The 26,169-nt window shown below is 70.8% G+C and carries 22 protein-coding genes; 4 read left to right on the top strand and 18 right to left on the bottom strand.

The genetic code is table 11. From position 1 onward, the window contains the following. Window positions 1–244: 244 nt before the first annotated feature. The 15 genes from A3IG_RS0115465 to A3IG_RS0115395 all read right to left on the bottom strand — a co-directional run bounded on the left by A3IG_RS0115465 (window position 245) and on the right by A3IG_RS0115395 (window position 17,771). Window positions 245–1,252, bottom strand: coding sequence for a polyprenyl synthetase family protein (locus A3IG_RS0115465; protein WP_018384483.1), 1,008 nt, complete (start codon window positions 1,250–1,252; stop codon window positions 245–247). A 213-nt stretch (window positions 1,253–1,465) separates the two neighbouring features. Next, complete coding sequence (gene nuoN / locus A3IG_RS0115460) at window positions 1,466–3,115, bottom strand: NADH-quinone oxidoreductase subunit NuoN (protein ID WP_018384482.1); 1,650 nt, start codon at window positions 3,113–3,115, stop codon at window positions 1,466–1,468. Beyond that, entirely contained in the window at window positions 3,112–4,851 is a 1,740-nt protein-coding gene (locus A3IG_RS29900; RefSeq protein ID WP_051087512.1) for an NADH-quinone oxidoreductase subunit M, read from the bottom strand. Before A3IG_RS29900 ends, nuoN begins: the two co-directional genes overlap by 4 nt. 1 nt (window position 4,852) lies before the next feature. Continuing rightward, window positions 4,853–6,799: an NADH-quinone oxidoreductase subunit L gene (gene nuoL / locus A3IG_RS0115450; protein WP_018384480.1), complete on the bottom strand. Its 1,947-nt coding sequence runs from the start codon at window positions 6,797–6,799 to the stop codon at window positions 4,853–4,855. A 13-nt stretch (window positions 6,800–6,812) separates the two neighbouring features. Beyond that, a complete protein-coding gene (nuoK, locus tag A3IG_RS0115445; RefSeq protein ID WP_018384479.1) occupies window positions 6,813–7,112 on the bottom strand; it encodes an NADH-quinone oxidoreductase subunit NuoK in 300 nt (99 codons plus the stop codon). Continuing rightward, entirely contained in the window at window positions 7,109–7,978 is an 870-nt protein-coding gene (locus A3IG_RS0115440; protein ID WP_018384478.1) for an NADH-quinone oxidoreductase subunit J, read from the bottom strand. The genes nuoK and A3IG_RS0115440 overlap by 4 nt, the downstream gene beginning before the upstream one ends. Next, entirely contained in the window at window positions 7,975–8,541 is a 567-nt protein-coding gene (gene nuoI / locus A3IG_RS29895; protein ID WP_236719057.1) for an NADH-quinone oxidoreductase subunit NuoI, read from the bottom strand. The genes A3IG_RS0115440 and nuoI overlap by 4 nt, the downstream gene beginning before the upstream one ends. Before the next feature lie 43 nt (window positions 8,542–8,584). Continuing rightward, complete coding sequence (gene nuoH, locus A3IG_RS0115430) at window positions 8,585–9,964, bottom strand: NADH-quinone oxidoreductase subunit NuoH (protein ID WP_018384476.1); 1,380 nt, start codon at window positions 9,962–9,964, stop codon at window positions 8,585–8,587. After that, window positions 9,961–12,525, bottom strand: coding sequence for an NADH-quinone oxidoreductase subunit G (locus tag A3IG_RS29890; RefSeq protein ID WP_018384475.1), 2,565 nt, complete (start codon window positions 12,523–12,525; stop codon window positions 9,961–9,963). Before A3IG_RS29890 ends, nuoH begins: the two co-directional genes overlap by 4 nt. Continuing rightward, window positions 12,522–13,886 (bottom strand): NADH-quinone oxidoreductase subunit NuoF, encoded by a 1,365-nt coding sequence (gene nuoF / locus A3IG_RS0115420; protein WP_018384474.1) that lies wholly within the window; start codon window positions 13,884–13,886, stop codon window positions 12,522–12,524. The genes A3IG_RS29890 and nuoF overlap by 4 nt, the downstream gene beginning before the upstream one ends. Beyond that, window positions 13,883–14,659, bottom strand: coding sequence for an NADH-quinone oxidoreductase subunit NuoE (gene nuoE / locus A3IG_RS0115415; protein ID WP_018384473.1), 777 nt, complete (start codon window positions 14,657–14,659; stop codon window positions 13,883–13,885). The genes nuoF and nuoE overlap by 4 nt, the downstream gene beginning before the upstream one ends. Then, the gene (locus A3IG_RS0115410; protein WP_018384472.1) at window positions 14,656–15,990 is read right to left on the bottom strand and encodes an NADH-quinone oxidoreductase subunit D; all 1,335 of its coding nucleotides are present in this window, start codon (window positions 15,988–15,990) and stop codon (window positions 14,656–14,658) included. The genes nuoE and A3IG_RS0115410 overlap by 4 nt, the downstream gene beginning before the upstream one ends. Next, window positions 15,990–16,703, bottom strand: coding sequence for an NADH-quinone oxidoreductase subunit C (locus A3IG_RS0115405; protein WP_236719055.1), 714 nt, complete (start codon window positions 16,701–16,703; stop codon window positions 15,990–15,992). The genes A3IG_RS0115410 and A3IG_RS0115405 overlap by 1 nt, the downstream gene beginning before the upstream one ends. Before the next feature lie 88 nt (window positions 16,704–16,791). Beyond that, entirely contained in the window at window positions 16,792–17,346 is a 555-nt protein-coding gene (locus A3IG_RS0115400; protein ID WP_018384470.1) for a NuoB/complex I 20 kDa subunit family protein, read from the bottom strand. A 65-nt stretch (window positions 17,347–17,411) separates the two neighbouring features. Continuing rightward, entirely contained in the window at window positions 17,412–17,771 is a 360-nt protein-coding gene (locus tag A3IG_RS0115395) for an NADH-quinone oxidoreductase subunit A (RefSeq protein WP_018384469.1), read from the bottom strand. A gap of 555 nt (window positions 17,772–18,326) precedes the next feature. Between A3IG_RS0115395 and yidD the strand changes: the two genes are divergently transcribed. Next, entirely contained in the window at window positions 18,327–18,641 is a 315-nt protein-coding gene (gene yidD / locus A3IG_RS35250; RefSeq protein WP_018384468.1) for a membrane protein insertion efficiency factor YidD, read from the top strand. A 75-nt stretch (window positions 18,642–18,716) separates the two neighbouring features. Here yidD and A3IG_RS0115385 read toward each other — a convergent pair whose 3' ends face one another. From A3IG_RS0115385 to A3IG_RS0115375, 3 genes are all read right to left on the bottom strand, one after another. Beyond that, on the bottom strand, window positions 18,717–20,003 hold the full coding sequence (locus tag A3IG_RS0115385) for a geranylgeranyl reductase family protein (RefSeq protein WP_026220289.1): 1,287 nt from the start codon (window positions 20,001–20,003) through the stop codon (window positions 18,717–18,719). Between the two features lie 174 nt (window positions 20,004–20,177). After that, complete coding sequence (locus A3IG_RS0115380) at window positions 20,178–20,909, bottom strand: demethylmenaquinone methyltransferase (RefSeq protein ID WP_018384466.1); 732 nt, start codon at window positions 20,907–20,909, stop codon at window positions 20,178–20,180. 91 nt (window positions 20,910–21,000) lie between these two features. After that, window positions 21,001–22,269 carry a DUF1266 domain-containing protein gene (locus A3IG_RS0115375; protein ID WP_018384465.1) on the bottom strand — a complete coding sequence of 423 codons (1,269 nt, stop codon included), beginning with the start codon at window positions 22,267–22,269 and terminating at the stop codon, window positions 21,001–21,003. A gap of 371 nt (window positions 22,270–22,640) precedes the next feature. Here A3IG_RS0115375 and A3IG_RS31960 point away from each other — a divergent pair, with 371 nt between their 5' ends. From A3IG_RS31960 to A3IG_RS0115360, 3 genes are all read left to right on the top strand, one after another. Then, window positions 22,641–23,153 carry a hypothetical protein gene (locus A3IG_RS31960; RefSeq protein ID WP_018384464.1) on the top strand — a complete coding sequence of 171 codons (513 nt, stop codon included), beginning with the start codon at window positions 22,641–22,643 and terminating at the stop codon, window positions 23,151–23,153. 4 nt (window positions 23,154–23,157) lie between these two features. Then, the gene (locus tag A3IG_RS29880) at window positions 23,158–25,563 is read left to right on the top strand and encodes an ATP-binding protein (protein WP_018384463.1); all 2,406 of its coding nucleotides are present in this window, start codon (window positions 23,158–23,160) and stop codon (window positions 25,561–25,563) included. Window positions 25,564–25,773: 210 nt separating this feature from the next. Continuing rightward, the gene (locus A3IG_RS0115360) at window positions 25,774–26,166 is read left to right on the top strand and encodes a hypothetical protein (RefSeq protein WP_018384462.1); all 393 of its coding nucleotides are present in this window, start codon (window positions 25,774–25,776) and stop codon (window positions 26,164–26,166) included. The last annotated feature ends 3 nt before the right edge of the window (window positions 26,167–26,169 follow it).

Below are 26,169 nucleotides of genomic sequence, written 5' to 3'. Positions count from 1 at the left end.
GCAGTCGCCTGCCGGGTGCATGTGTCCGCCGCTGTCCCCCTCATTGTTACCCCAAGCCGGGGGAAGGACGGCGTAGCACCAATTCCACCAACGAGCCGTGGCGTAGACATCAGCCAGCAGCATCAACCGGACGTACGCCCAAGGGATGACTGGTCGCCCTCCATGGGGGCCGCAGGGCCGACACCGGCCGGGAAAGCCCCCAGGGGGGCCGGAGCGGCCCGGGGCGGGGTCCCGGGGGCCGGGTTCAGCCGGCCCGGTGCACCACCGCGGTGCAGAGGTCCTCCAGGGCCGCCCGGGCCGGGATCGCCGGGAGCCCGGAGAGCAGGGTGTGGGCCTCGTCCGCGTACCGCACGGTGTCCCTGCGGGCCCGCTCCAGGGCGGGGTGGGCGCGCAGCAGCCGCAGGGCCTCCGCGTGCCGCGCGTCGTCGCTGAGGTCACCGTCCAGCAGCTCCCGCAGCCGGACGTCGTCGGCGTCCTGACCGCCGCCCCTCGCCCGCAGGTACAGCACCGGCAGGGTGGGGACGCCCTCCCGCAGGTCCGTGCCGGGGGTCTTGCCGGACTCGCTGGTGTCGCTGGCGATGTCCAGGACGTCGTCGGCGAGTTGGAAGGCGGTGCCGATCCGCTCGCCGTACTGGGTGAGGATGTCCACGGTCCGTTCGTCGGCACCGGACATCATCGCGCCGAACCGGCCCGAGACAGCGATCAACGAGCCGGTCTTGCCGGCGATCACGTCCAGGTAGTGGGCGATCGGGTCGTTGTCCGGGGCCGGTCCCGTGGTCTCCAGGATCTGACCGGTGACCAGCCGCTCGAACGCCTCGGCCTGGATGCGCACGGCCTCGGGGCCGAGGTCGGCCAGGATGTTGGAGGCCCGGGAGAACAGGAAGTCACCGGTGAGGATGGCCACCGAGTTGTCCCAGCGGGCGTTGGCGCTGGCCGCGCCGCGCCGCAGGGTGGCCTCGTCCATCACGTCGTCGTGGTAGAGGGTGGCCAGGTGGGTCAGTTCGACCACGACGGCCGCCGGGACCACCCCCGGCGCGTAGGGGTCGCCGAACTGGGCGGCCAGCAGGGTCAGCAGTGGCCGGAACCGCTTGCCGCCCGCCTCCACCAGGTGCCGGGCCGTCTGCGTGATGAACGGGACGTCGCTCTTGGTCGCCTCGAGCAGCCCCTGCTCGACCGCGGCCATCCCGGCACGGACGTCGGCGTCGAGGGCGTCGTCCCGCAAGCTCAGCCCGAAGGGCCCGACGACGGTCACCGCGGGTTCTCCTGTCGCTAGGTCGATACTCGGACTACGGACCACAGTCCCCAGCAGGGTAGCCGGTCGTCTTCCCGCCTCTCGCACAGGCATACCCCCACGCAAGGGACCCCGCGGGCGCGTTCGCCGACCCGCCCGGGGAACACCGCGGGGCAGTCACCCGGCACCGGGTGACTGCCCCTGCAACCGCTCCTGGTCAGCGGACCGCCCGCGTCAGCGGGTGAACACCGACGCCGTGTCCGCCAGGTCGAGGAAGTACTGCGGCGCCACACCCAGCACCACGGTGGTCACCACCCCGAAGGCGATGGTGGTCGAGGTGAGGAGGCTGGGCACCGCGACCGTCGGCCCCTCCGGGCTCGGCTCGGAGAAGAACATCACCACGATGACCCGGATGTAGAAGAACGCGGCCACCGCGCTGCACAGCACACCGACGATCACCAGCGGAGTGGCCCCGCCGTCCGCCGCCGCCTTGAACACCGCGAACTTCCCGGAGAAGCCACTGGTCAGCGGGATGCCGGCGAAGGCGAGCAGGAACAGCGCGAAGACCCCTGCCACCAGCGGGGAACGCCGACCGAGACCAGCCCAACGGGACAGGTGGGTCGCCTCCCCACCGGCGTCCCTGACCAGGGTGACCACCGCGAAGGCGCCCAGCGTCACGAACGAGTACGCCCCCAGGTAGAACATCACCGAGGAGATGCCGTCCGGTGTGGTGGCCACCACACCGGCCAGGATGAACCCGGCGTGCGCGATCGAGGAGTACGCCAGCAGGCGCTTCACGTCGGTCTGGGTGACGGCGACGATGGCGCCGACCGACATGGTCAGGATGGCCACGCCCCACATCACCGGCCGCCAGTCCCAACGCAGCCCGGGCAGGGCGACGTACAGGAAGCGCAGCATGGCGCCGAAGGCGGCGACCTTGGTGGCCGCGGCCATGAAGCCGGTCACCGGCGTGGGCGCGCCCTGGTAGACGTCCGGGGTCCAGGAGTGGAACGGCACCGCGCCCACCTTGAACAGCAGGCCCATCAGCACCATCGCCCCGCCGATCAGCAGCAGCGCGTCGTTGCCCGCGGTCTCCGCCAGGCCCTCGGTGACCGGGGCGTTCCCGGAGACCACGTCGGCGATCCCGCCGAGGTTGACGGTGCCGGCGTAGCCGTACAGCAGGGCGATGCCGAACAGCAGGAACGCCGAGGAGAACGCCCCGAGCAGGAAGTACTTCACCGCGGCTTCCTGGGAGAGCATCCGGCGACGGCGGGCCAGCGCGCACAGCAGGTACAGCGGGAGGGAGAACACCTCGAGCGCGATGAACAGGGTCAGCAGGTCGGCCGCGGCGGGGAACACCATCATCCCGCTGACCGCGAAGAGCATCAGCGGGAACACCTCGGTGGTGGACATGCCCGCCTTGACCGCGTCCCGCTCCTGGTCGCTGTTGGGGACCGAGGCGCCCATCGGGGCGAAGGCGTCCACCCGCTGCCCGGCGACCTTGGACTCCAACCGCCGCTCGGCGACGCTGAACGTCGCCACCAGCGCGACCAGGACGATGGTGCCCTGGAGGAACAGCGCCGGTCCGTCCACCGCGACCGCGCCCATCGCCGCGAGGTGTGCCTTGTCGGTGGCGTAGCCGTCCGCCGCGAGGTACAGGACCGCGCCGAACGCGGAGATGAGGCCGAGCGAGGACACCACGAGCTGTGCCGTGTGCCTGCGGTGCCGGGGCAGGAACGCGTCCAGCAGCACACCGATGATGGCCGTGCCCAGCACGATCAGGATCGGCGAGAGCTGGGCGTACTCGATGTCCGGGGNGGGGATGTCCGCCTGCCGCTCGGCCGCCGTTGTCCACAGGCCGTGGACGGTGGTGCTGGCGGTCACTTGTCACCTCCGTGCGTTTCGGCCCCGGACTCGGTGCCCGCGGCCTCGGTGCCCGCAGCCTCGGCGTGGCCCCCCTCGGCACCCTCGGCGCCGTGGTCAGCCTTCCGCTGCTTGTGCACGGCATCGAGGTCGATGTCCGGCTTCGGATCGGTCTTGTTGACGTCGGACAGGGTGTGGCCGACGGCCGGGTCGATCACGTTGAGCACCGGCTTGGGGTAGACGCCGAGGAAGAGCAGCAGGGCGATCAGCGGTGCCACCACCGCGATCTCCCGGGCCTTCAGGTCGGGCATCCCCTCGACCTCCGCCTTGACCGGCCCGGTCATGGTGCGTTGGTACAGCAGCAGCACGTACAGCGCGCCGAACACGATGCCCACCGTGGCGACCACGCCCAGCGCCTTGTACCTGCTGAACGTGCCCACCAGCACCAGGAACTCGCTGACGAACGGCGCGAGTCCGGGCAGGGACAGGGTGGCGAGGCCACCGACGAGGAACGTCCCGGCGAGCACCGGCGCCACCTTCTGCACCCCGCCGAAGTCGGCGATCAGCCGGCTGCCGCGACGCGAGATCAGGAACCCGGCGACCAGCATCAGCGCGGCGGTGGAGATGCCGTGGTTGACCATGTACAGCGTGGCGCCGTTCTGGCCCTGGCTGGTCATGGCGAAGATGCCCAGGATGATGAACCCGAAGTGGGAGATCGAGGCGTAGGCGATGAGCCGCTTGATGTCCCGCTGGCCCACCGCGAGCAACGCCCCGTACAGGATGCTGATCGCGGCCAGGACCAGGATCACCGGGGTCGCCCAGTCGCTGGCCTCGGGGAAGAGCTGGAGGCACCAGCGCAGCATCGCGAAGGTGCCCACCTTGTCGACCACGGCGGTGATCAGCACCGCGACGGGCGCGGTGGACTCCCCCATGGCGTTGGGCAGCCAGGTGTGCAGCGGCCACAGCGGAGCCTTGATCGCGAAGGCGAAGAAGAAGCCGAGGAACAGCGCCTTCTCCCCGTTGTCGCTGATGTCCAGCCGGCCGGCCTCACGGGCGGCCAGGATCTCCTGGAGGGAGAAGGTGCCGGTGCCGAGCTGGTCGGCGGTGACGGCGTACAGACCGACCACCGCGGCCAGCATCACCAGGCCGCCCAGCAGGTTGTACAGCAGGAACTTGACCGCCGCGTAGGACCGCTGCTTCGCCGCCTCCGCCTCGTCGTGCCCGCCGGCCCGGTCCCCGAAGCCACCGATGAGGAAGTACATCGGGATCAGCATGGCTTCGAAGAAGATGTAGAAGAGGAAGACGTCGGTCGCCGCGAACGACATCACCACCATGGCCTCGACCATGAGGATCAGCGCGAAGAAGCCCTGGGTGGGCCGCCACCGGCTGGTGGTCTCGGCACCCGCGGGCGTCTTCCCGCCGGCGGGCGAGGAGGGCGGGTCCGCGTCGTTCCACCCGGCGGCGATCACGAACGGGATGAGCAGCGCGGTCAGCGAGATCAGCGCCACCGCGATGCCGTCCACGCCGAGCTCGTACCGGACGCCGAACTCCTTTATCCAGGTGTGCGACTCGGTGAGCTGGTAGCGGTCGCCGTCCGGGTCGAAGCGGCCCAGGGCGGTGCCCGCGAGGACCAGGGTGGCCAGTGAGAACACCAGCGCGGTCCATTTGGCAGCGGTGCGCCGGCCGGCCGGCACGGCGGCGGTGACCACCGCGCCGACGGCAGGCGTCGCAGCCGTTGCAGTGAGCAGGAATGACATATCAGGCGACCGCCCTCATCAGCAGGGTCGCGGCGACGAGCACCGCGGTACCACCGAACATCGACACCGCGTAGGAGCGCGCGTAGCCGTTCTGCAAGCGCCGCATGCGGCTGGAGACGCCGCCGATGAAGGCGGCCGTCCCGTTGGCCATGCCGTCCACGACCTTGTGGTCCAGGTAGACCAGTCCGCGGGTCAGGTAGGAGCCGGTCTGCACGAACGCGACGTGGTTGAAGTCGTCCTGGAGCAGGTCGCGCCGGGCGGCGCGGGTGAGCAGCGAGCCACGGGGCGCCACGGCGGGGACCGGCGACCGGCCGTACATCAGCCAGGCGATGGTGACGCCGACGACCATGGCGGTGACCGTGCAGCCGGTGACCACGCCGGCGCTGATCGGCGAGTCGCCGTGCTCGTGGTGGGTGACCGGCTCCAGCCAGTTGAGGAAGGTGTCGTTCACGGTGAACAACAGACCGGCGAAGACCGAGCCGAACGCGAGCAGGATCATCGGCACGGTCATGCTCAGCGGCGACTCGTGCGGGTGCGGGGCGGCACCCACCGCGGGGTGCCCGTCGGCGGGTTCCACGTCCGGTGTGGTCTGCGGGTCGGGGGCGCCGGCCCAGCGCTTCTCGCCAAAGAAGGTCAGCAGCATCACCCGGGTCATGTAGAACGCGGTGATGGCCGCGCCGAGCAGCGCCACCGAGCCCAGGATCCACCCCTCGGTGCCGCCCTTGGCGAACGCCGCCTCGATGATCTTGTCCTTGGAGAAGAAGCCGGACAGACCGGGGAACCCGATGATCGCCAGGTAGCCGAGGCCGAAGGTGACGAAGGTGATCGGCATGTACTTGCGCAGCCCGCCGTACTTGCGCATGTCCACCTCGTCGTTCATGCCGTGCATGACCGACCCGGCGCCGAGGAACAGCCCCGCCTTGAAGAAGCCGTGGGTGACCAGGTGCATGATGGCGAAGACGTAGCCGATCGGCCCCAACCCCGCCGCCATGATCATGTAGCCGATCTGCGACATGGTCGATCCGGCGAGCGCCTTCTTGATGTCGTCCTTGGCGCAACCGACGATCGCACCGAAGACCAGCGTGACCGCGCCCACGGTGACCACCGCGGTCTGCGCGGCCGGGGCACCGTTGAAGATCTCCCCGGAGCGGGTGATCAGGTAGACGCCCGCGGTGACCATGGTCGCCGCGTGGATCAGCGCGGAGACCGGGGTCGGGCCCTCCATGGCGTCACCGAGCCAGGACTGCAGCGGCACCTGGGCGGACTTGCCGCACGCGGCGAGCAGCAGCATCAGGCCGATCGCGGTGAGCTGGCCCTCGCTCGCGCTGCCGGCGTCCGGCAGCACCTCGGAGAAGGCGAACGTGCCGAACGTGGTGAACATCAGCATGATCGCGATGGAGAGGCCGACGTCGCCCACCCGGTTGACCAGGAAGGCCTTCTTCGCCGCGGTGGCCGCGCTGGGCTTGTGCTGCCAGAAGCCGATCAGCAGGTACGAGGCGAGGCCCACGCCCTCCCAGCCGACGTAGAGCAGCAGGTAGTTGTCGGCGAGGACCAGCACCAGCATCGCCGCGAGGAAGAGGTTGAGGTAGCCGAAGAAACGGCGCCTGCGCTCGTCGTGCTCCATGTAGCCGACCGAGTAGAAGTGGATCAGTGTGCCCACTCCGGTGATCAGCAGCACGAAGGTCATCGAGAGCTGGTCGAGCTGGAAGGCGACGTCCGCCTGGAAGCCCTCGACCGGCACCCACGAGAACAGGTGGTCGTGCAGCGCCCGTTCCTCGGCGTCCTTCCCCACCATGTCCGCGAACAGGACACAGCCGACCGCGAACGAGGTGGTCGCGAACACGATGCCGAGCCAGTGGCCGAGCCGGTCCAGGGCCCGACCGCCGACCAACAGGATCAGTGCTCCGAGCAGTGGCGCCCCGACGAGCACTCCGATGAGGTTCTCCACGTTCCAAGCCCCTCTACAGCTTCATCAGGTTGGCGTCGTCGACCGAGGCCGAGTGACGGACGCGGAAGATCATCAGGATGATCGCCAGGCCGACCACGACCTCGGCCGCGGCGACGACCATCGTGAAGAACGCGATGATCTGCCCGTCGAGGTTGCCGTGGATCCTGGAGAAGGTGACGAACGCCAGGTTGCACGCGTTGAGCATCAGCTCCACGCACATGAAGACGATGATCGCGTTGCGCCTGACCAGCACTCCCGCGGCGCCGATGGTGAACAGCAGCGCGGACAGGTACAGGTAGTTGACCGGGTTCACTTGGCTGCGCCCTCCGACTCGGACTCCGGCGAGCCGTTCTCCTCGGGCTGCCGCACGACGCGCTTGGGCGTGACCCGGCCGAGCCAGGACTCGGCCTGGCCCTCGAGCTCGGCGACGTTGGACATCGGCTCGTTGCTGACGTCCCGCATCTGACCGCGGGCACGCAGCGTCTTGTTGACCGAGACCTCCGCGATGCTGCCGTCGGGGAGCAGGGCGGGGATGTCGTTCGCGTTGTGCCGGGCGTAGACCCCGGGCGCGGGCAGCGGCGTGACCTGCTTGCCCTCGCGGACCCGGCGCTGGGACAGCTCGCGCTGGGTCTCCGGCTTGGTGATCCGCTCGCGGTGGGTGAGCACCATGGCGCCGACCGCGGCGGTGATCAGCAGCGCCCCGGTGAGCTCGAAGGCCCACACGTAGCGGTTGAAGATCAGGGCCGCCAGGGCCTCGACGTTGCCGTCCGCGTTGGCCTTGCCGAGCCCGGCGTAGGAGTCGATGGAGGCGTTGCCGATGCCGGCGATCAGCAGGATGCCGAAACCGAGTCCGCAGGTGGCGGCGAGCCAGCGCTGCCCCTTGAGGGTCTCCTTCAGCGAGTCGGCCGAGGTGACGCCGACCAGCATCAGCACGAACAGGAACAGCATCATGATCGCGCCGGTGTAGACGACGATCTGGACGATGCCGAGGAAGTACGCACCCTGGGACAGGTAGAACACCGCAAGGATGATCATGGTGCCGGCCAGGCTGAGCGCACTGTGCACGGCCTTCTTCATCATCACCGTGCACAGGGCCCCGACCAGCGCGATGGTGCCCAGGACCCAGAACTGCACCGCCTCCCCGGTGGAGGTGCTGGTGGTGGCGGCGAGAACGTTCACGACCTGCCCTCCGCCCGCACCGGCTCCGCCACCTGGGAGTCTGCCGACGGGCCACCGTCCTGGTCGTCGGCCGCACGGGCCGGCCGCTGGGTGGTGGTGCCCGGGGCGGCCGCGGTGACCTCACCGCGGTAGTAGTCGTCGTCCTCGGTGCCCGGGTACATCTCGTGCGGCGGAGCCACCATGCCGTCGGTGAGGCCGACCAGCAGCTCCTGCTTGGTGTAGATCAGCGACGCCCGGCTGCGGTCGGCGAGCTCGTACTCGTTGGTCATGGTCAGCGCCCGGGTGGGGCACGCCTCGACGCACAGCCCGCACAGGATGCAGCGCAGGTAGTTGATCTGGTAGACCGCGCCGTACCGCTCACCGGGGGAGTACCGCTCCTCCTCGGTGTTGTCCGCGCCCTCCACGTAGATCGCGTCCGCCGGGCACGCCCAGGCACACAGCTCACAGCCGATGCACTTCTCCAGGCCGTCAGGGTGCCGGTTGAGCTGGTGACGTCCGTGGAAGCGCGGCGCTGTGATCTTCTTCTGCTCTGGATACTGCTCGGTCAGGCGCTTCTTGAACATGGCCCCGAAGGTCACGCCGAAGCCCGAGACCGGCCCCAGGAAATCAGGCACCGTCCGTCTCCTTAACCGCTGTGTTGTCGACACTCACCGTGTCGTTGAGACTCTCGGCGGCGGCGGGGACCAGTTGCCGCTCGGACCGCGGCTTGCGGCGCGGCACCGGCGGCAGGGTCTGCCCCGGCAGTGGCGGAACGGGGAAGCCACCGGCCATCGGGTCGAACTGCTCCTGCGGGGCGAGGCTTCTCGCCGCCTCCTCCTCCTTGTCGCCCTTCTCCCGCAGGTAGTCCACGAGCAGGGAGACCAGCAGCACGGCGAACACGCCGCCGGCGACGTAGAGCGTGATCTCCTGGAAGTCGTAGCCGTCGTTGCGCAGGGCCCGGACGGTGGCCACCAGCAGCAGCCAGACCATGGAGACCGGGATGAGCACCTTCCAGCCCAGCTTCATGAACTGGTCGTAGCGCATCCGCGGGAGCGTGCCGCGCAGCCAGATGAACAGGAAGATCAGGAGCTGGAGCTTGAGGGTGAACCACAGCATCGGCCACCAGCCGTGGTTGGCGCCCTCCCAGACGCCGCTGATCGGCCAGGGCGCCCGCCAGCCGCCGAGGAACAGCGTGGTGGCCACCGCGGAGACGGTGACCATGTTCACGTACTCGGCGAGCATGAACATCGCGAACTTGATCGAGGAGTACTCGGTGTTGAAGCCACCGACCAGCTCGCCCTCCGCCTCGGGGAGGTCGAACGGGGCGCGGTTGGTCTCACCGACCATCGCGATGATGTAGACGATGAACGACACCGGCAGCAGGACCGCGAACCAGCGCTCGTCCTGCGAGTTGACGATCTCGGAGGTGGACATCGAACCCGAGTAGATGAACACCGCCGCGAACGACAGGCCCATCGCGATCTCGTAGGAGATCATCTGCGCGGTGGAGCGGAGTCCGCCGAGCAGCGGGTAGGGCGAGTTGGACGACCAACCCGCCAGCACGATGCCGTAGATGCCGACCGACGCGGTCGCCAGGATGTACAGGATGCCGACCGGGAGGTCGGTGAGCTGCATGGTGGTGCGCTCACCGAAGATCGAGATCTGGTGGTCCGCCGGGCCGAACGGGATCACCGCGAACGCCATGAACGCGGGGATCGCGGCGACGACCGGCGCCAGCAGGAACACGACCTTGTCGGATCCCTTGACGATCAGGTCTTCCTTCAGCATCAGCTTGACGCCGTCCGCCAGCGACTGCAGCAGTCCCCACGGACCGTGGCGGTTGGGGCCGACGCGTCGCTGCATCCATGCGACGACCTTGCGTTCCATCACGATGGACACCAGGACGAAGACCATCAGGAAGGCAAAGACGAAGACGGCCTTGACGCAGACCAGCCACCAGGGATCGGTGCCGAAGACCGACAGGTCCTCGGCCGCGGACACGATCATGAACTCTCCTCCGCAACTACCTGCTCACTCGCCGCGGCCCCTGGCGCACCGTCGGTCGCGGTCGCGCCGTCCGCCCCGGTGGCGTCGCCGGCCACGGTGATCCGCACCACCTCGCCGGGCACACAACCCAGCTCGCGGGCCACCCCGCGGCCCACCGAGTTCAGCGGCAGCCACACCACCCGGTCCGGCATGGCGGTGATCTCCACCGGCAGTTCCAGGGCACCGGCGGGGCCGGCCACCCGCAGCCGCCCGCCGTCGGTGACGCCGGCCTCGGCGGCGGTCGCGGCGGAGACCCGGGCCACCGCGGGGTGCCGGGTGCCGGCCAGGGACGCGTCGCCGTCCTGGAGGCGGCCGTTGTCCAACAGCATCCGGTGCCCGGCGAGCAGCGCCTCGCCCGCGCCGGGACGGGGCAGCGGGCGGCCCGGCACGGTGGGCGGGGCGACGTAGCCGCCGGTCCACGGCCCCAGGGTGGTCAGTTCGTGGCGTGCCGCCGGCAGGTCGGGCAGCCCCAGGTGGACGTCCATCGCGTCCGCCAGCATGTTGATCACCCGGAGGTCGGGCAGCAGGTGCCTGGCGGTCATCTGGTCGGGCTTGAGCGCCGCCTCGAACGGGCGGGCCCGGCCCTCCCAGTCCAGGTAGGTCCCGGCCCGCTCGGTGACCGCGGCCACCGGCAGCACCACGTCGGCCCGCTCGGTGACCGCCGAGTGCCGCTGCTCCAGACTGACCAGGAAGTCCACCGCGTCCAGGGCCTCCAGGGCCTTGTCCGGGTCCGGCAGGTCGTCCGGTTCGACGCCGCCGACCAGCAGCGCGTGGATCTCGCCGCCGGCCGCCGCGTTCAGGATGTGGGTGGTGTCCCGGCCGAACCGGTGGGGCAGCTCCCCCACCCCCCACAGCACCGCGGTCTCCTCACGGGCCACCGGGTCCATCACCGGCCGTCCCGAGGGCAGCAGACCGGGCAGCGCGCCGGCTTCCAGCGCGCCCCGCTCCCCCGCCCGGCGCGGAATCCAGGCCAGGTCGGCCCCGGTCGAGGTGGACAGCCGGATCACCGCGGTGAGCGCGCCGGGCACCCCGGCGAGCCGCTCCCCGACCAGCACCACGGCCCCGGGCTCGCGCAGCGCCTCGGCTGCGGCGAGCGCGCCCTCGGGGGGCTGCGAACCGGCGAGCGCGTCCAGCCACTCCGGCTCGGTGCCCGGCGCGGCCGGCAGCAGCGTGCCGCCGAGCTTGGTGAGGCCCGACGTGGCGAACGGGGCCACCGAGTAGACCTTCACCCTCTTCTTGCGCCACGCCTTGCGCAGCCGCAGGAAGACGATCGGCGACTCCTCCTCCGGCTCGAAGCCGACCAGCAGCACGGCCGGGGCCTTCTCCAGCGCGGCGTAGCTGACCCCGGTGCCGTCCAGGTCCACGCCCTGGCCGGCGATCTCGGCGGCGAGGAAGTCGGCCTCCTCCTGGCTGTGCACGCGGGCCCGGAAGTCCACGTCGTTGGTGCGCAGCGCGACCCGGGCGAACTTGGCGTAGGCGTAGGCGTCCTCGACGGTGAGCCGGCCACCGGGGAGCACCCCGGCCGCGCCGCGGGCGGCCGACAACCCGCGGGCCGCGGTCGCCAGCGCCTCGGGCCAGCTCGCCGGCGTGAGCTCGCCGGTCTCCGGGTCCCGCACCAGCGGTGTGGTGATCCGGTCCTTGGCCGCGTAACGGAAGGCGAACCGGCCCTTGTCGCAGTTCCACTCCTCGTTGACCTGCGGGTCCTCCGCGGCGAGCCGGCGCAGCACCTTGCCGCGCCGGTGGTCGGTGCGGATGGCGCAGCCGGACGAGCAGTGCTCGCACACCCCCGGCGAGGAGACCAGGTCGAAGGGGCGGGAGCGGAAGCGGTAGGCGGTGGAGGTGAGGGCGCCCACCGGACAGATCTGGATGGTGTTGCCGGAGAAGTAGGACTGGAACGGCGCCGACTCGCCGGTGCCGACCTGCTGGAGCGCGCCGCGCTCCAGCAACTCGATGAACGGGTCCCCGGCGACCTGCTGGGAGAACCGGGTGCAGCGGGCGCACAGCACGCACCGCTCCCGGTCCAGCAGCACCTGGGTGGAGATCGGCACCGGCTTGGCGTAGGTCCGCTTGACCCCGTCGAAGCGGGTGTCGGGGTCACCGACCTGCATCGCCTGGTTCTGCAGGGGGCACTCGCCGCCCTTGTCGCAGACCGGGCAGTCCAGCGGGTGGTTGATCAGCAGCAGCTCCATCACCCCGCGCTGCGCCTTCTCGGCGACCGGCGAGCTGAGCTGGGTCTTGACGACCATCCCGTCGGTGCAGGTGATGGTGCACGAGGCCATGGGCTTGCGCTGGCCCTCGACCTCCACGAGGCACTGCCGGCAGGCGCCCACCGGGTCCAGCAGCGGGTGGTCGCAGAACCGCGGGATCTCCACCCCGATCTGCTCCGCCGCCCGGATCACCAGCGTGCCCTTGGGCACGGTGACCTCGGCGCCGTCGATGGTGACCGTCACGGCGTCCTCGGGCGCCGGGCGCCGCGGAGGTTCGGCCGGGGCGGCCGGGGTGGAACCGGTCGTGACCGTCATGCGTTCACCTCCTGGTGAGCGGTGCTCGGCTGGTCGGCCCAGAGGGTGGACGCGGCCGGGTCGAAGGGGCAGCCGCGCTGCTCGATGTGGGCCTCGTACTCGTCCCTGAAGTACTGGAGCGAGGACAGGATGGGCGCGGCGGCGCCGTCGCCCAGCGCGCAGAAGGAGCGGCCGAAGATGTTGTCCGAGATGTCGGCGAGCTTGTCCAGGTCGGACAGGGTTCCCTTGCCGGCCTCGATGTCCCGCATCAGTTGGACCAGCCAGTACGTACCCTCGCGGCAGGGCGTGCACTTGCCGCAGGACTCGTGGGCGTAGAACTCCGTCCACCGGGTGACCGCGCGCACCACGCAGGTGGTCTCGTCGAAGCACTGCAACGCCTTGGTGCCGAGCAGCGACCCGGCGGCGGCGACGCTGTCGAAGTCCAGCGGGACGTCCAGGTGCTCCTCGGTGAGCAGCGGGGTGGAGGAGCCGCCGGGGGTCCAGAACTTCAGTCGGTGCCCTGGGCGGATGCCCCCCGCGAGTTCCAGGAGCTGTCGCAGGGTGATGCCCATCGGGGCCTCGTACTGACCGGGGTTGACCACGTGTCCGGACAGCGAGTACAGCGTGTACCCGGGGCACTTCTCGGTGCCCATGGAGCGGAACCACTCCTTGCCGCGGTGCAGGATCGACGGCACCGAGGCGACGGACTCCACGTTGTTCACCACGGTGGGGCACGCGTAGAGGCCGGCCACCGCGGGGAACGGCGGGCGCAGCCTGGGCTGGCCGCGGCGTCCCTCGAGGGAGTCGAGCAGCGCCGTCTCCTCACCGCAGATGTAGGCGCCGGCGCCGGCGTGCACGGTGATGTCCACGTCCAGGCCGGAGCCGAGGACGTTCCGGCCGATGTACCCGGCCTCGTACGCCTCGCGGACCGCCTCGTGGAGCCGGCGGAGCACGGGGACGACCTCTCCGCGCAGGTAGATGAAGGCGTGGTTGGACCGGATCGCGTGACAGGCGATCAGCATGCCCTCGAGCAGCACGTGCGGGTTGGCGAACATCAGCGGGATGTCCTTGCAGGTGCCCGGCTCGGACTCGTCAGCGTTGACGACCAGGTAGTGCGGCTTGCCGTCGCCCTGCGGGATGAACTGCCACTTCATGCCGGTGGGGAAGCCCGCGCCGCCACGGCCGCGCAGCCCCGCCTCCTTCACCAGGGCGATGACGTCGTCCGGCGGCATCGCGAGGGCCTTGCGCAGGCCCTGGTAGCCGTCGTGGCGCAGGTACGTCTCCAGCGTCCAGGACTCCGGCTCGTCCCAGATCTCGGAGAGCACCGGGGACAGCAGCTTCTCCGGACCCGTCCCGTAGCTGCCGGGTGCGGCGGTGGTCACTGGCCCTCCCCTTCCTGCGTACCGTTCTCAGCGGTCGACTCGCCCTGGGACGGAACCAGGCCGTGGGCCGCGTCCGGCCGTGCCGGGGCGGTTGCGCCCTTGGCCAGGCGCAGACCGGCCAGGGAGGCCGGCCCCGCGCTGCCGGACGCGCTGACCGCGCCCGGGCGGGTGTCCGGGAACCCAGCGAGGATCCTGGCCGTTTGTTTGAACGAGCACAGGGGCGCGCCCCGGGTCGGCGACACGGTGCGCCCGGCCCGCAGGTCGTCCACCATCTGCTTGACCGAATCGGGGGTCTGGTTGTCGAAGAACTCCCAGTTGACCATCACCACGGGGGCGAAGTCGCAGGCGGCGTTGCACTCGATGTGCTCGAGCGTGATCGTGCCGTCCTCGGTGGTCCCCTGGTTGTCGACGCCGAGGTGCTCCTTGAGCTCGGCGAAGATCTGGTCGCCGCCCATGATCGCGCACAGGGTGTTGGTGCACACCCCGACGTGGTAGTCGCCCGACGGCCGGCGCCGGTACATGGTGTAGAAGGTGGCGACCGCCGCCACCTCCGCGTCGGTCAGGTCGAGCATCCGGGCGCAGAACCGCATCCCGGTGCGGCTGACGTAGCCCTCCTCGGACTGCACCAGGTGCAGCATGGGCAGCAGCGCGGAACGGCTGCCGGGGTAGCGGGCGATGATCTCCTTCGCGTCCACCTCCAGGCGGGCGCGCACCTCGTCCGGATAGTCCTCGGCGGGCAGCTCCGGCAGCCCCAGGTTGACCTGCGTGGTCATCGGTCCACCCCTCCCATCACGGGATCGATGCTCGCCACGGCCACGATCACGTCGGCGACCTGGCCGCCCTCGCACATCGCCGCCATCGACTGGAGATTGACGAACGACGGGTCACGGAAGTGGACCCGGTACGGCCTGGTGCCCCCGTCGCTCACCACGTGGGCGCCGAGCTCTCCCTTGGCCGACTCCACCGCCGCGTACGCCTGCCCGGGCGGCACCCGGAACCCCTCGGTGACCAGCTTGAAGTGGTGGATCAGGGCCTCCATGGAGGTGCCCATGATGTTCCTGATGTGGTCCAGGGAGTTGCCGAGACCGTCCGGGCCGAGGGCCAGTTGCGCCGGCCAGGCGATCTTCTTGTCCCCGACCATCACCGGGCCCGGCTCCAGCCGGTCCAGGCACTGCTCGACGATGTTCAGCGACTGCCGCATCTCCTCGATGCGGATCAGGAACCGCCCGTAGGCGTCGCAGGTGTCGGTGGTCGGCACCTCGAACTCGTAGTTCTCGTAGCCGCAGTAGGGCTGCGACTTGCGCAGGTCGTGCGGGAGGCCCGCGGACCGCAGGATCGGACCGGTGGCGCCGAGCGCCATGCAGCCGGCGAGGTCGAGGTAGCCGATGCCCATCATCCGGGCCCGGAAGATCGGGTTCCCGGTGGCGAGCTTGTCGTACTCCGGCAGGTTCTTGCGCAGCTTCTTCACCAGTTCCCGCAGGTGGTCCACGCTGCCCGGGGGCAGGTCCTGGGCCAGCCCGCCGGGGCGGAAGTACGCGTGGTTCATCCGCAGGCCGGTGATCAGCTCGTAGGCGTCCAGGATCATCTCGCGGTCCCGGAAGCCGTAGATCATGACCGTGGTGGCGCCCAGCTCCATACCCCCGGTGGCGATGCACACCAGGTGGGAGGAGAGCCGGTTCAGCTCCATCAGCAGGACCCGGATGACGTTGGCCCGCTCGGGGACGTCGTCCTCGATCCCCAGCAGCTTCTCCACCCCCAGGCAGTACGCCGCCTCGTTGAAGAACGGCGTCAGGTAGTCCATGCGGGTGACGAAGGTGGTGCCCTGCGTCCAGGTGCGGTACTCGAGGTTCTTCTCGATCCCGGTGTGCAGGTAGCCGATGCCGCAGCGGGCCTCCTGCACGTTCTCGCCGTCGATCTCCAGGATCAGGCGCAGCACACCGTGGGTGGACGGGTGCTGGGGGCCCATGTTCACGACGATGAGCTCGTCGTCGGTGCGGCCCGCGGCCTGGACGACCTCGTCCCAGTCGCCGCCGGTGACGGTGTAGACCGGGCCCTCGGTGGTCTCCCTGGACTCCGCCTGGTGGGTGCTGTGCGGTGTACTCATTAGCTGTACGACCTCCGCTGGTCCGGAGCCGGGATCTGGGCGCCCTTGTACTCGACCGGGATGCCACCGAGCGGGTAGTCCTTGCGCTGGGGGAAGCCCTGCCAGTCGTCGGGCATCATCAGGCGGGTCAGGGCCGGGTGGCCGTCGAAGATCAGCCCGAAGAAGTCGTAGGTCTCACGCTCGTGCCAGTCGTTGGTCGGGTACACCTCGACCAACGACGGGATGTGCGGGTCGGCGTCCGGAGCGGTGACCTCGAGCCGGATCAGCCGGTTGTGGGTGATCGACCGCAGGTGGTAGACGGCGTGCAGCTCACGCCCCGTCTCCTGCGGGAAGTGCACCCCGTTCATCCCGGCGCACAACTCGAAGCGCAGCGCGGGGTCGTCGCGCAGCGTCCTCGCCACCTGCTTCAGGTGCTCCCGGCGGACGTGGAAGGTGATCTGGCCGCGGTCGACGACGACCTTCTCCACCGCCAGCTCGTAGTCGATGCCCTGTTCCTCCAGCGCACCGTCGAGCTCGTCGGCGACCTCGTCGAACCACCCGCCGTAGGGGCGCGCCGAGGCGCCGGGCAGCCGGACGGTACGCACCAGGCCGCCGTAGCCCGAGGTGTCTCCGGAGCCGTGGGCCCCGAACATGCCGCGGCGGGTGCTGACGGGATCTCCCTCGTCCCCCCGCGGGGCGGGCACACCGCCGTTCACATGTGGCTCGCTGCTCACCAGAGCACCCCTTCGTTCGCTTCTCCGCCCACGAGGCGAAGCTGCGGTGACGCTGACAACTGCCGCCGGGCGGCCTCGCGTGCGTCGCTCACCGGAGCAACCCCTTCATCTCGATCGTCGGCAGCGCCTTGAGCGCCGCCTCCTCGGCTTCGGCCGCGGCCCGTTCGCGGTTGACCCCGAGCGGCTCCTTGCGGATCTTCTCGTGGAGCTTGAGGATCGCGTCCATCAGCATCTCGGGGCGCGGTGGGCAGCCCGGCAGGTAGATGTCGACCGGGACGATGTGGTCGACGCCCTGCACGATCGCGTAGTTGTTGAACATGCCGCCGGAGGAGGCGCACACGCCCATGGAGATCACCCACTTGGGGTTGGGCATCTGGTCGTAGATCTGCCGCAGCACCGGGGCCATCTTCTGGCTCACCCGGCCGGCGACGATCATCAGGTCGGCCTGCCGTGGCGAGGCCCGGAAGACCTCCATGCCGAAGCGGGCCAGGTCGTAGCGGCCCGCACCCGTCGTCATCATCTCGATGGCGCAGCAGGCGAGGCCGAAGGTGGCCGGGAAGACCGACGACTTTCGAGCCCAGCCCGCGGCGTTCTCGACCGTGTCGAGCAGAAAGCCGCTCGGCAGCTTCTCCTCAATACCCATCCGAATTGCCCCAATCTAGATGTCGGCCCGCAGCCTCGGCGACGGCAACGGCCCGCCAACCGGCCCTAGTCCCACTCCAGACCGCCCCGCCGCCACACGTAGGCGTAGGCGACCGCCACGGTGAGGGCGAAGAGCAGCATCTCGACGAGCCCGAACAGCCCCATGGCGTCGAACGACACCGCCCATGGGTAGAGGAAGATGATCTCGATGTCGAAGATGATGAACAGCATCGCCGTCAGGTAGTACTTGATCGGGAAGCGTCCGCCACCCACCGCCTGCGGAGTCGGCTCGATGCCGCACTCGTACGCCTCCACCTTGGCCCGGTTGTAGCGGCTCGGCCCGATGAGGGCGGCGGCGACCACGGACCCGATGGCAAAGACGGCCGCGAGGCCCCCGAGTACGAGGATCGGCGCGTAGGCATTCACGTCCTCGGCTCCTCTCTCCAGTCGGCGATGACTGCGTTGGCTATATGTGAGTCAGTTCACAAGCCCGATCGGGTGCATCCTATGCCCCCGCATCTGTGATCTGCGACACGGGGTCCTGTTCAGTGTTTGTGATCTTCGACACCCGGCAGAAGAGCATCTGATCTACGCCGTGCCGCCAGCCCCACGCGTCGCGGGAAAACGCTCACCCTCGGTGACGCGTCATCTCGTTCTCGCAGGTCGGAGAGGTGCGCCCGCTAGCAACCAGATGCCCCCCGGGCAAATTTGATATGGGCAGTACGCCGTGATAGTGCCGTGGGGCGCTGGAGAACGGGCGAGGTGCCGGACAAGGATGTCCCCGGATTCACAAGCGGCCCCGGCGCTGCCACGCGACCCGGAAGTACCGCATCATGAACAACTCAGGTTCCGTCAACAACACAGAACGGGGGAAACAAACTCGTGGGGTTCCTTGATCGAAAGAAAAAGAACAAGAAGAAGAAGGACGGCGGTGGAGGGGACTGTTGCGGCCCCGCCGACTGCTGCGATCTCTCACTGTTCATGCACGCCCGTGTCCTGGCCGCGGTGGGCTGCGCCGTGTTCGGCCTCGGCCCCACCGCCCGGCGGCTGGAACGGGAACCCGGCGCGCCCCGGGGGCTCCTCGCCCGCCGGATGCACCTCGCGGTGCGCTACTACCAGGAGCGGATCAGCCCCCGGTACGGCCCGCGCTGCCGGTACACCCCGACCTGCTCGGCGTACGCGGTCACCGCGCTCCGCCGGCACGGCGCGGTGCGCGGCAGCGTCCTGACGTGGCGCAGGCTGGCCCGTTGCACCCCCAACGGCGGCCGGGGGGCGGACCCGGTGCCGGGGAGCTGAGCGGTCGCCCGCGGCACGGGCGGACCCGGGGACGTCCCGGGGTGGCGGGGCACCGGCTGCCCCGCCACCCGGCGGTCACGACCTCGGCGTCACCTTGGAGAGTCCGTTGATGATCCGGTCCATTGCGTCCCCACCCCGCGGGTCGGTGAGGTTGGCGAGCAGTTTCAGGGTGAACCGCATCAGCACCGGATGTGTCAGCCCGCGCTCGGTGCAGAGTTTCATCACCGTGGGATTGCCGATCAGACGGACGAACGCCCGCCCCAGTGTGTAGTAGCCGCCGTACGTCTCCTTGAGGATCCTCGGGTAGTTCTGCAGAGCGAGTTCCCGTTGCGCCGGCGTGGCCCGGGCGTGCGCCTGGACAATGGCGCCGGCGGCAATCTCGCCGGACTCCATCGCATACGCGATTCCCTCGCCGTTGAAGGGATTGACCATTCCGCCGGCGTCCCCGACCAGCATCAGGCCCCGGTCGTAGTGCGGCTGGCGGTTGAATGCCATCGGGAGCGCGGCGCCCCGAATGGGCCCCGTCATGTTCTCCTCGGTGTACCCCCAGTCCTCGGGCATGGAGGCGCACCACGCCTTGAGCACCTCGCGCCAGTCCAACTCCTTGAACGACGCCGAGGTGTTGAGCACCCCGAGGCCCACGTTGGAGGTGCCGTCGCCCATCCCGAAGATCCACCCGTATCCGGGCAGCAGCCGGTCCTGGGCACCCCGCCGGTCCCACAGCTCGAGCCAGGACTCCAGGTAGTCGTCCTCGTGCCGGGGCGTGGTGAAGTAGGTGCGCACGGCCACGCCCATGGGCCGGTCGTCACGCCGGTGCAGGCCCATGGCCAGGGAGAGCCGCGAGGAGTTGCCGTCCGCCGCCACCACCAGCGGGGCCCGGAACGTCACCGGCGCCTTGTCCTCGCCGAGCTTGGCCTGGACCCCGGTGATCCGCCCCGAGCGCTCGTCCCGCACCGGCCCGGTGACGTTGCACCGTTCGTACAGGCGGGCGCCGGCCTTCTGCGCCTGGCGGGCCAGGATCTCGTCGAAGTCCGCGCGCTTGCGGACCAGGCCGTAGTCGGGGAAAGCGGCCAGCTCCGGCCAGTCCAGCTCCAGGCGCAGCCCGCCGCTGATGATCCGCAGCCCCTTGTTGCGCAGCCAGCCGGCTTCCTCGGAGACGTCCACCCCCATGGCGACGAGCTGCTTGACCGCCCGCGGGGTCAGCCCGTCACCGCACACCTTCTCGCGGGGGAACGCCGTCTTCTCCAGCAACAGCACATCGAGTCCCGACCGGGCCAGGTGATAGGCGGTCACGGAGCCCGCTGGCCCCGCACCGACAACGATCACATCAGCACCGTGCTCGGACGCTGGGGTGTTGGTCACGTTCCATCTCCCGCAGGACGGCTGGGCGGCGGTCCGGACCAGACCGGCGCAGGGGACTACTCCGCGGCCAGTTTAGTTCCCCTGGCACCGCCGCTCCCCGGCCCACCGGCCTCCGGCCCGCGCCGGCTCCGGGCCTCCGCCCCGCCGCGGTGGCCGCCGCCGTCGCCCGCCCGGTCAGCCGCGCCCCGCTCCCGCCCGGCCCGCGCCCCCGACCTGCGGCGCGAAGGCCCGGTGCAGCGCCACGATGCCCCCGGTGAGGTTCCGCCAGGCCGCCCGTTCCCACCCGGCCCGCCGGATCGTCCCGGCCAGCTCCGCCTGGTCCGGCCAGGCCCTGATCGACTCCGCCAGGTAGACGTAGGCCTCCGGGTTGCTGGTGACCGACTGGGCGACCGGCGGGATGGCCCGCATGAGGTACTCGTTGTACACGGTGCGGAACGGCGAGAAGGTGGGGCTGGAGAACTCGCACACCACCAGCCGCCCCCCCGGCCTGGTCACCCGCAGCATCTCGGCGAGCGCGGCCGGGTGGTCCTGGACGTTGCGCAGCGCGAACGAGATGGTCACCACGTCGAAGCTGGCGTCCCGGAACGGCAGTCGGGTGGCGTCGCCCGCGGCGAACACCAGGTGCGGGTACCTGCGGCGGCCGACGCGGAGCATCCCCGTGGAGAAGTCGCAGCTCACCACCTTCGCCCCGGCCTCGACAAAGGGCAGCGAGGACGTTCCGGTCCCCGCCCCGAGGTCCAGCACCCGGTCCCCGGGGCGAGCGGCCACCGCGCGGGCCACGGCCCTGCGCCAGAGCCGGGCCTGGCCGAGGGACAGGACGTCGTTGGCCAGGTCGTACTTCTCCGCGACGCCGTCGAACATGGCGGCGACATCCGTCGGTTTCTTGTCCAGGAAGGCTCGGGTCACCCCGCCATTGTCCCCCGCCCGGCCCAACCCCCGGCGCGGGGGCGCCCGGGGGCCGCCGCCAGGCCGGGGGCCCGCCCGGGGCCGGGTGTCGCTACCCCTTCCAGGGAACGGTCAGCCAGGGGCTTTCCGGGTCGGTGGTCAGCACCTGGTGGGCGTGGAGCATGTCCGTGTACCAGTCGCCGAACTCCTCGTCGTCGAAGTGCAGGCACCTGCCCAGCACGTAGCCGGCGGAGAACTGCTCCCAGGACGCGTAGTTCAACCGGCTGACCTCGCTGGTGCGCACCACCGCCGCCCGCGCCTCCTCCATGTCGCAGAACCGGCCCCCGAGACCCCACCTGGCCATCTTCGACGCCCGACCGAAGTCCCAGGCGAGCACCGACGTCACGTACCTGCCCTCGGGGAGCAGCCCGTCGGCGCGGAACCGCGACTCGTACCGGGTGATCCGGCCGATCAGCCGGTGCAGACGCCTGACCTCGGCGTCCAGCTCGCTCGCCGTCACGTGCTGGTTGTTGCCGCGGATCACCCGCTCCACGGCCTGCCGCCAGTGCCCCGGGTCCACCGGGCCACCGCCGTAGGTCCGGCCGACCTCCCGGCGCACCTCGAGCACGAACTCCCACACCGGGCTCGACATCCTCCCCTCGAGCAGGCGGTCCTGCGCCGACCGCCACTCCTCGCGGGTGGTGATGCCCCACCAGTCCCGCAGCCGTTCGCGTTCCTCGTCGTAACCGGTGCCGTGCCAGGCCATGGCGTTCCACAGCGAGCCGTTGTACACGCACAGCAGCGCCCCGCAGGCCAGGCCGTGGGCGACCGCGCCGCCGGTCGCCCCGCCCACCCGCAGCGTCTGCAGCGTCCCGCGCACGTGGTCCGGGGAGGCCTGGTCGCCGTGGCGCGCCCACAGCGCCAGGTTCTCCGGGGTCGTCGGGAAGTACCCCTCACACGGCGTCCCGGGATCGACGGCCAGCCACGTGCCGGGCCCCCACACGAAACCGGCCACCTCGCGCAGCGACCTCCTGACGAACACGGGGTCGGGCACGGGGACCGGGAGCAGGCCCTTGGTCCACACCGCCAGGCACCGCACGCCGGTCCGCTGGTCCTGGTAGTACCGGAAGCGCGGGTCGGTCTCCGCGCCCTGCCGGGGGACCAGCACGTACAGCCAGGCCCCGGCGAGGGCCGCGAGGTAGGCGTTCCAGTCCCCGCGCGCCTTCGCCGCGTACAGGGCCTGCTCCACGTCGGTCGGTGGCTGCCACGCCGGGGGCGGGGGCAGCGGCGGCACCGGGGGCGGCACTGGGGGTGGCACCGGGGGCGGCACCGCCCCCGAGCCGCGGTACGGGTCGGTCGTCACGTCGTTGCCCGCGCTCATCTGCGGTGCTCCCTCCCTGCTCGCCCGCCTCGCCGCGGGCGGCTCACTCGACGTCGTGGTGGGGCGCCCCCGCTGCGCGCCGTCCCGTTCCCGGCCGCCGGTGAAGGCGCCGGAACCGGCGCACCGCCGACCAGGCCACCCATTGTCGCCACCCCCCGGAGCGTCCCCGGCGGCGCCGTCGGGTCCACCGCCGGCGGCAGCGCCACCGCCGGAACGGGAGCGGTGACCGCCAGGCGCGGACGGCGTCCGGGGCCGGCGCGGCCACCTCCGGGCGAGCCGGCACCGGCGTGACGGGCCTTCGGCTACTCTCGGGTGACTGCTGGTCAGTACGTTGACCCGGCACAGGGATCGACAAGGTGGGTGGGGACGGCATGGACCCGATATCGCTGGCTGTTCTGGCCGCCCTGGCGGGCGGCGCGGGCGGGGAGCTCGGACGTCAGGCGTGGGCCGGGCTCACCGGCGTCATCCGGCGCCGCAGGAACGCCAGCCGCACCACGCCGGACGCCCCCTCCCCGTCAGGAGACGGCGCCGGGGACGCCACCGCCGTCCAGGACGAGCCGGCGACGCCCACCCAGGCCGCGCTGGCCGCCCTGGAGGAGCAGCCGAACGACCTGTCCAGGGCCGGCGAACTGGAGCGCACCCTGCGGGCACAGCAGGAGACCGACCCGGACTTCGCCCGGGCGATGGCGATGTGGGCGGCGTCGTTCCAGGCGACGCTGGCCGCGGACCCGGAGGCCGCCGAGGCCCTGGCGGACGCGGCCAGGGCACTCGCCCCCCAGGAGGAGCGGGCCGACGCGGGCGCCGTGCACAACGACTTCCGGCACGGCACGTTCAAGGGCCCGGTCCAGGGCAGCGGCACCCAGAACATCACCTACCGCACCTGACGGCATGGGCAAGAAGAAGTCCGCGCGGGGGCGCTCCCGGAACGACCTGCGGCACGGGAAGTACGGGGCGCCGGTCCAGGGCAGCGGCGTCCAGAACATCAGCTACAACGCGCTGTCCGCGCCGGCCGTTCCGGTGGCGCTCGCGGTGCTCCCCCCGGTTCCGCCCGAGTTCACCGGGCGGGAGGCGGAGACCGACGACCTGCTCGCCCTGCTCGCGCCCCGCGAGGCCGCGTCACCGGGCGGCACCGCCATGCCGGTGCCCACCACCGCGGTCGTCACCGGGCTCCCCGGAGTGGGCAAGACCACGCTCGCGGTCGGCGCCGCCCACCGGGCCGTGGGACGCGGCTGGTTCACCGGCGTCCAAATGATCAACCTTCGCGGCTACGACCAGACGCCGGTGCCCCCCGAGCAGGCCCTCGACGCCCTGCTGCGTTCCCTGGGCGTCCCACCCGACCACATACCGCCGACGCGGGACGAACGAGCCAACATGTACCGCTCGCAGCTCGACGCCATGGCCAGGCAGGGCGAGCGCCTGCTGATCGTCGCGGACAACGCCTCCGGCCCCGACCAGGTCCAGCCGCTGCTCCCGGGCACCCCCGTCCACCGGGTACTGGTCACCTCCCGGCACACCCTCACCGGTCTCGGAGCCCGGTTCACCGACCTGCGGACCCTGCCCCTGCCTGCCGCGATCGACCTGGTGCGCCGCGCCCTGTACGTCGCCGACCCGAACGACCGCCGGGTGGACGACGATCCCGAGGGCGCCGAGAACCTCGCCCGCGCCTGCGGCCTGCTTCCGCTCGCCCTCCAGATCACCGCGTCCCTGCTGATCGCCGACCCGGGCCAGCCCCTGTCCGAACGCGCCGAGCTCCTCACCGCCGCGGGCAGCCGGCTCGCCGGCCTCGACGACGGCAGCCGCGCGGTGCGGGCCGCGTTCGAGCAGTCGTTGCGGCTGCTGACCCCGCAGCAGGCGGACCTGTTCCGGCTGCTGAGTCTGAACCCCGGCCCGCACATCTCCACCAAGGCCGCCTCGCTGCTGTCCGACCGGACCGAGACCGACACCCGGAAACTGCTCAACGACCTGGCCGGGGCCCACCTGCTGGAACGGGTCCCCTCCAGCCGGGACCGCTGGCAGATCCACGACCTGCTCCGTGACTACGCCGCCGAGCAGGCCACTGACCACGCCCAACGCAGCAGGGACGTCCGCCGCCGCTACCAGCAGGCCCAGACCCGGCTCAGGGACCACTACCTGCGCACCGTCACCTCGGTCAACGTCTGGCTCGAGGCCGAACCCGGGCAGCAACCGTCGGGGCTCTTCGCCAGCGAGGACGAGGCGATGGCCTGGATGGACGCCGAGCACTCGGTGCTCAGCGCGCTCGGCCACATCGTCACCAACAGCCCGGCCGCCGGGCAGCTCGCCACGGCGCTGGCGCCGTACATGCTCCAGCGTCGCTACTTCGACTTCCTGTACACCCTCGCGGTCACCATCCGGGACGTCGCGCAGGAGACGGGCGACCGCAACGGCCAGGCCCTGGGCTGGGAGTTCGTCGGCTCAGTCGCTCAGGAACAGCAACGGTTCGACGAGGCGCTCAGCGCCTACTCCACCGCCCGGGACATCTACCAGGAACTCGGCAAACGCGCGGAAGAAGCCGAGGCGTGGGACAACATCGGCACCGTCCTCCAGGAACTGCGGCGCCACGAGGAGTCCCTCGTCGTCCACAGCGCGGCCCGGGACATCTACCGGGAACTCGGCAAACGCGCGGAGGAAGCCGACACCTGGAACAGCATCTCCATCGACCTCCAGGAACTGAAACGCTTCGACGAGGCGCTCGACGCCGCCGAGACCGCCCGCGGCATGGCGGAGGAGACCGGCGACCAGCGGGTGCTGGCCGTGTCCTGGAACCAACTCGCCTCCGCCTACCGGGGCCTGGGTCGCCACGACGAGTCCCTGGACGCCGCCGACACCGCGGACCGGATCAGCGAGGGGGCCAAGAAGTCCCGCATCCGGGCCCGCGCCTGGAACAACCGTGGCCTGACCCTGCAGGAACTCGAGCGCTACGACGAGGCCATCGCCGCGTTCGACACCGCGCTGCGCCACTACCGCGAGGCACGAGCCCGCGACGGCGAGGGCATCGCCTGGAACAACCTGGGCACCGCCCACCGGGGAGCGGGACACCACGCCGACGCCATCGACGCCGGCTACCAGGCAGGGCGCATCTTCACCGAGATCGGCGACCAGTACCTCGCCGGCGAGGCCTACGCCGAACTCGCCGCGACCCTCGCCGCCGCGGACCGGGAGCCCGTCGAGATCGCCGACGCCTGGGCCAACTCGGCCGACGCCTACACGGCGGCCAACGCGGAGGAGCGGGCAGCCGCCTCCCGGGCCAAGGCAGCCGAGATCCGCGGGGAGTGACCGGCCGACGGGTCGCTGACACCCACGGCGGTCGCCGGGCCCCGGCTTGTGAGTCACATCACAAGCCCCTGGCCAACGACTGACTGCCCGTCGCCACCCACATGAGTCTGGCCGAACACACCCCAACACCGCGCGCACGCCATCTGCCCCTCCCCCGCGCGGCGTTGCTAGCCTCGGGACAGTTCATTTCCGTGACGGGGTGGGGACAGCGTGTCATTCGAGGACGAGTGGGCCCAGATCCGCGCCGAGGCAGCACGCGAGCGTGGCGCGGAGACGCGACTCAACCAGGCCAGCGGCGCCAAAGGCGGCAAGAAGCTCCAGGTCACGGCGAGTGTGCTGGAGTCTCGGGCCAAGCACGCCGACGCCGTTCGGGGCAACTTCACCAAGGCCGACGACGCGGCCACGAAGGAGACCGCGCAGATCAAGTCCGGCCTGAAGGGTTTCAGCTCGGCGTCCGGGCTCGACGCCTTCCAGGAACGCTGGCGGAACCAGGTCTCCTATCTCGAAAGCCTCCTCGAGCACGGGGTCGCCGGTGCCCTGCGCTCGGCGGCCAGGCAGTTCGAAGCAGAAGACCGCGCCCAGTCGAACAACACGAGGATCTGACAC

The sequence above is a fragment of the Wenjunlia vitaminophila DSM 41686 genome (assembly GCF_000380165.1).
In the GTDB taxonomy this organism is placed as follows: domain Bacteria; phylum Actinomycetota; class Actinomycetes; order Streptomycetales; family Streptomycetaceae; genus Wenjunlia; species Wenjunlia vitaminophila.
Note: the sequence above shows the minus strand (reverse complement) of the source record. Positions and strands in the feature narration are given on the sequence as shown.

Bases quoted from the DNA above. Each gene is read 5' to 3' on its own strand.
- A3IG_RS0115375 (WP_018384465.1), bottom strand. From the start codon at position 22,269: ATGAGCGCGGGCAACGACGTGACGACCGACCCGTACCGCGGCTCGGGG.
- A3IG_RS0115410 (WP_018384472.1), bottom strand. From the start codon at position 15,990: ATGAGTACACCGCACAGCACCCACCAGGCGGAGTCCAGGGAGACCACC.
- A3IG_RS31960 (WP_018384464.1), top strand. From the start codon at position 22,641: ATGGACCCGATATCGCTGGCTGTTCTGGCCGCCCTGGCGGGCGGCGCG.
- A3IG_RS29890 (WP_018384475.1), bottom strand. From the start codon at position 12,525: ATGACGGTCACGACCGGTTCCACCCCGGCCGCCCCGGCCGAACCTCCG.
- A3IG_RS0115400 (WP_018384470.1), bottom strand. From the start codon at position 17,346: ATGGGTATTGAGGAGAAGCTGCCGAGCGGCTTTCTGCTCGACACGGTC.
- yidD (WP_018384468.1), top strand. From the start codon at position 18,327: ATGCACGCCCGTGTCCTGGCCGCGGTGGGCTGCGCCGTGTTCGGCCTC.
- A3IG_RS29900 (WP_051087512.1), bottom strand. From the start codon at position 4,851: ATGTCATTCCTGCTCACTGCAACGGCTGCGACGCCTGCCGTCGGCGCG.
- nuoH (WP_018384476.1), bottom strand. From the start codon at position 9,964: ATGATCGTGTCCGCGGCCGAGGACCTGTCGGTCTTCGGCACCGATCCC.
- nuoE (WP_018384473.1), bottom strand. From the start codon at position 14,659: ATGACCACGCAGGTCAACCTGGGGCTGCCGGAGCTGCCCGCCGAGGAC.
- A3IG_RS29880 (WP_018384463.1), top strand. From the start codon at position 23,158: ATGGGCAAGAAGAAGTCCGCGCGGGGGCGCTCCCGGAACGACCTGCGG.
- nuoI (WP_236719057.1), bottom strand. From the start codon at position 8,541: ATGTTCAAGAAGCGCCTGACCGAGCAGTATCCAGAGCAGAAGAAGATC.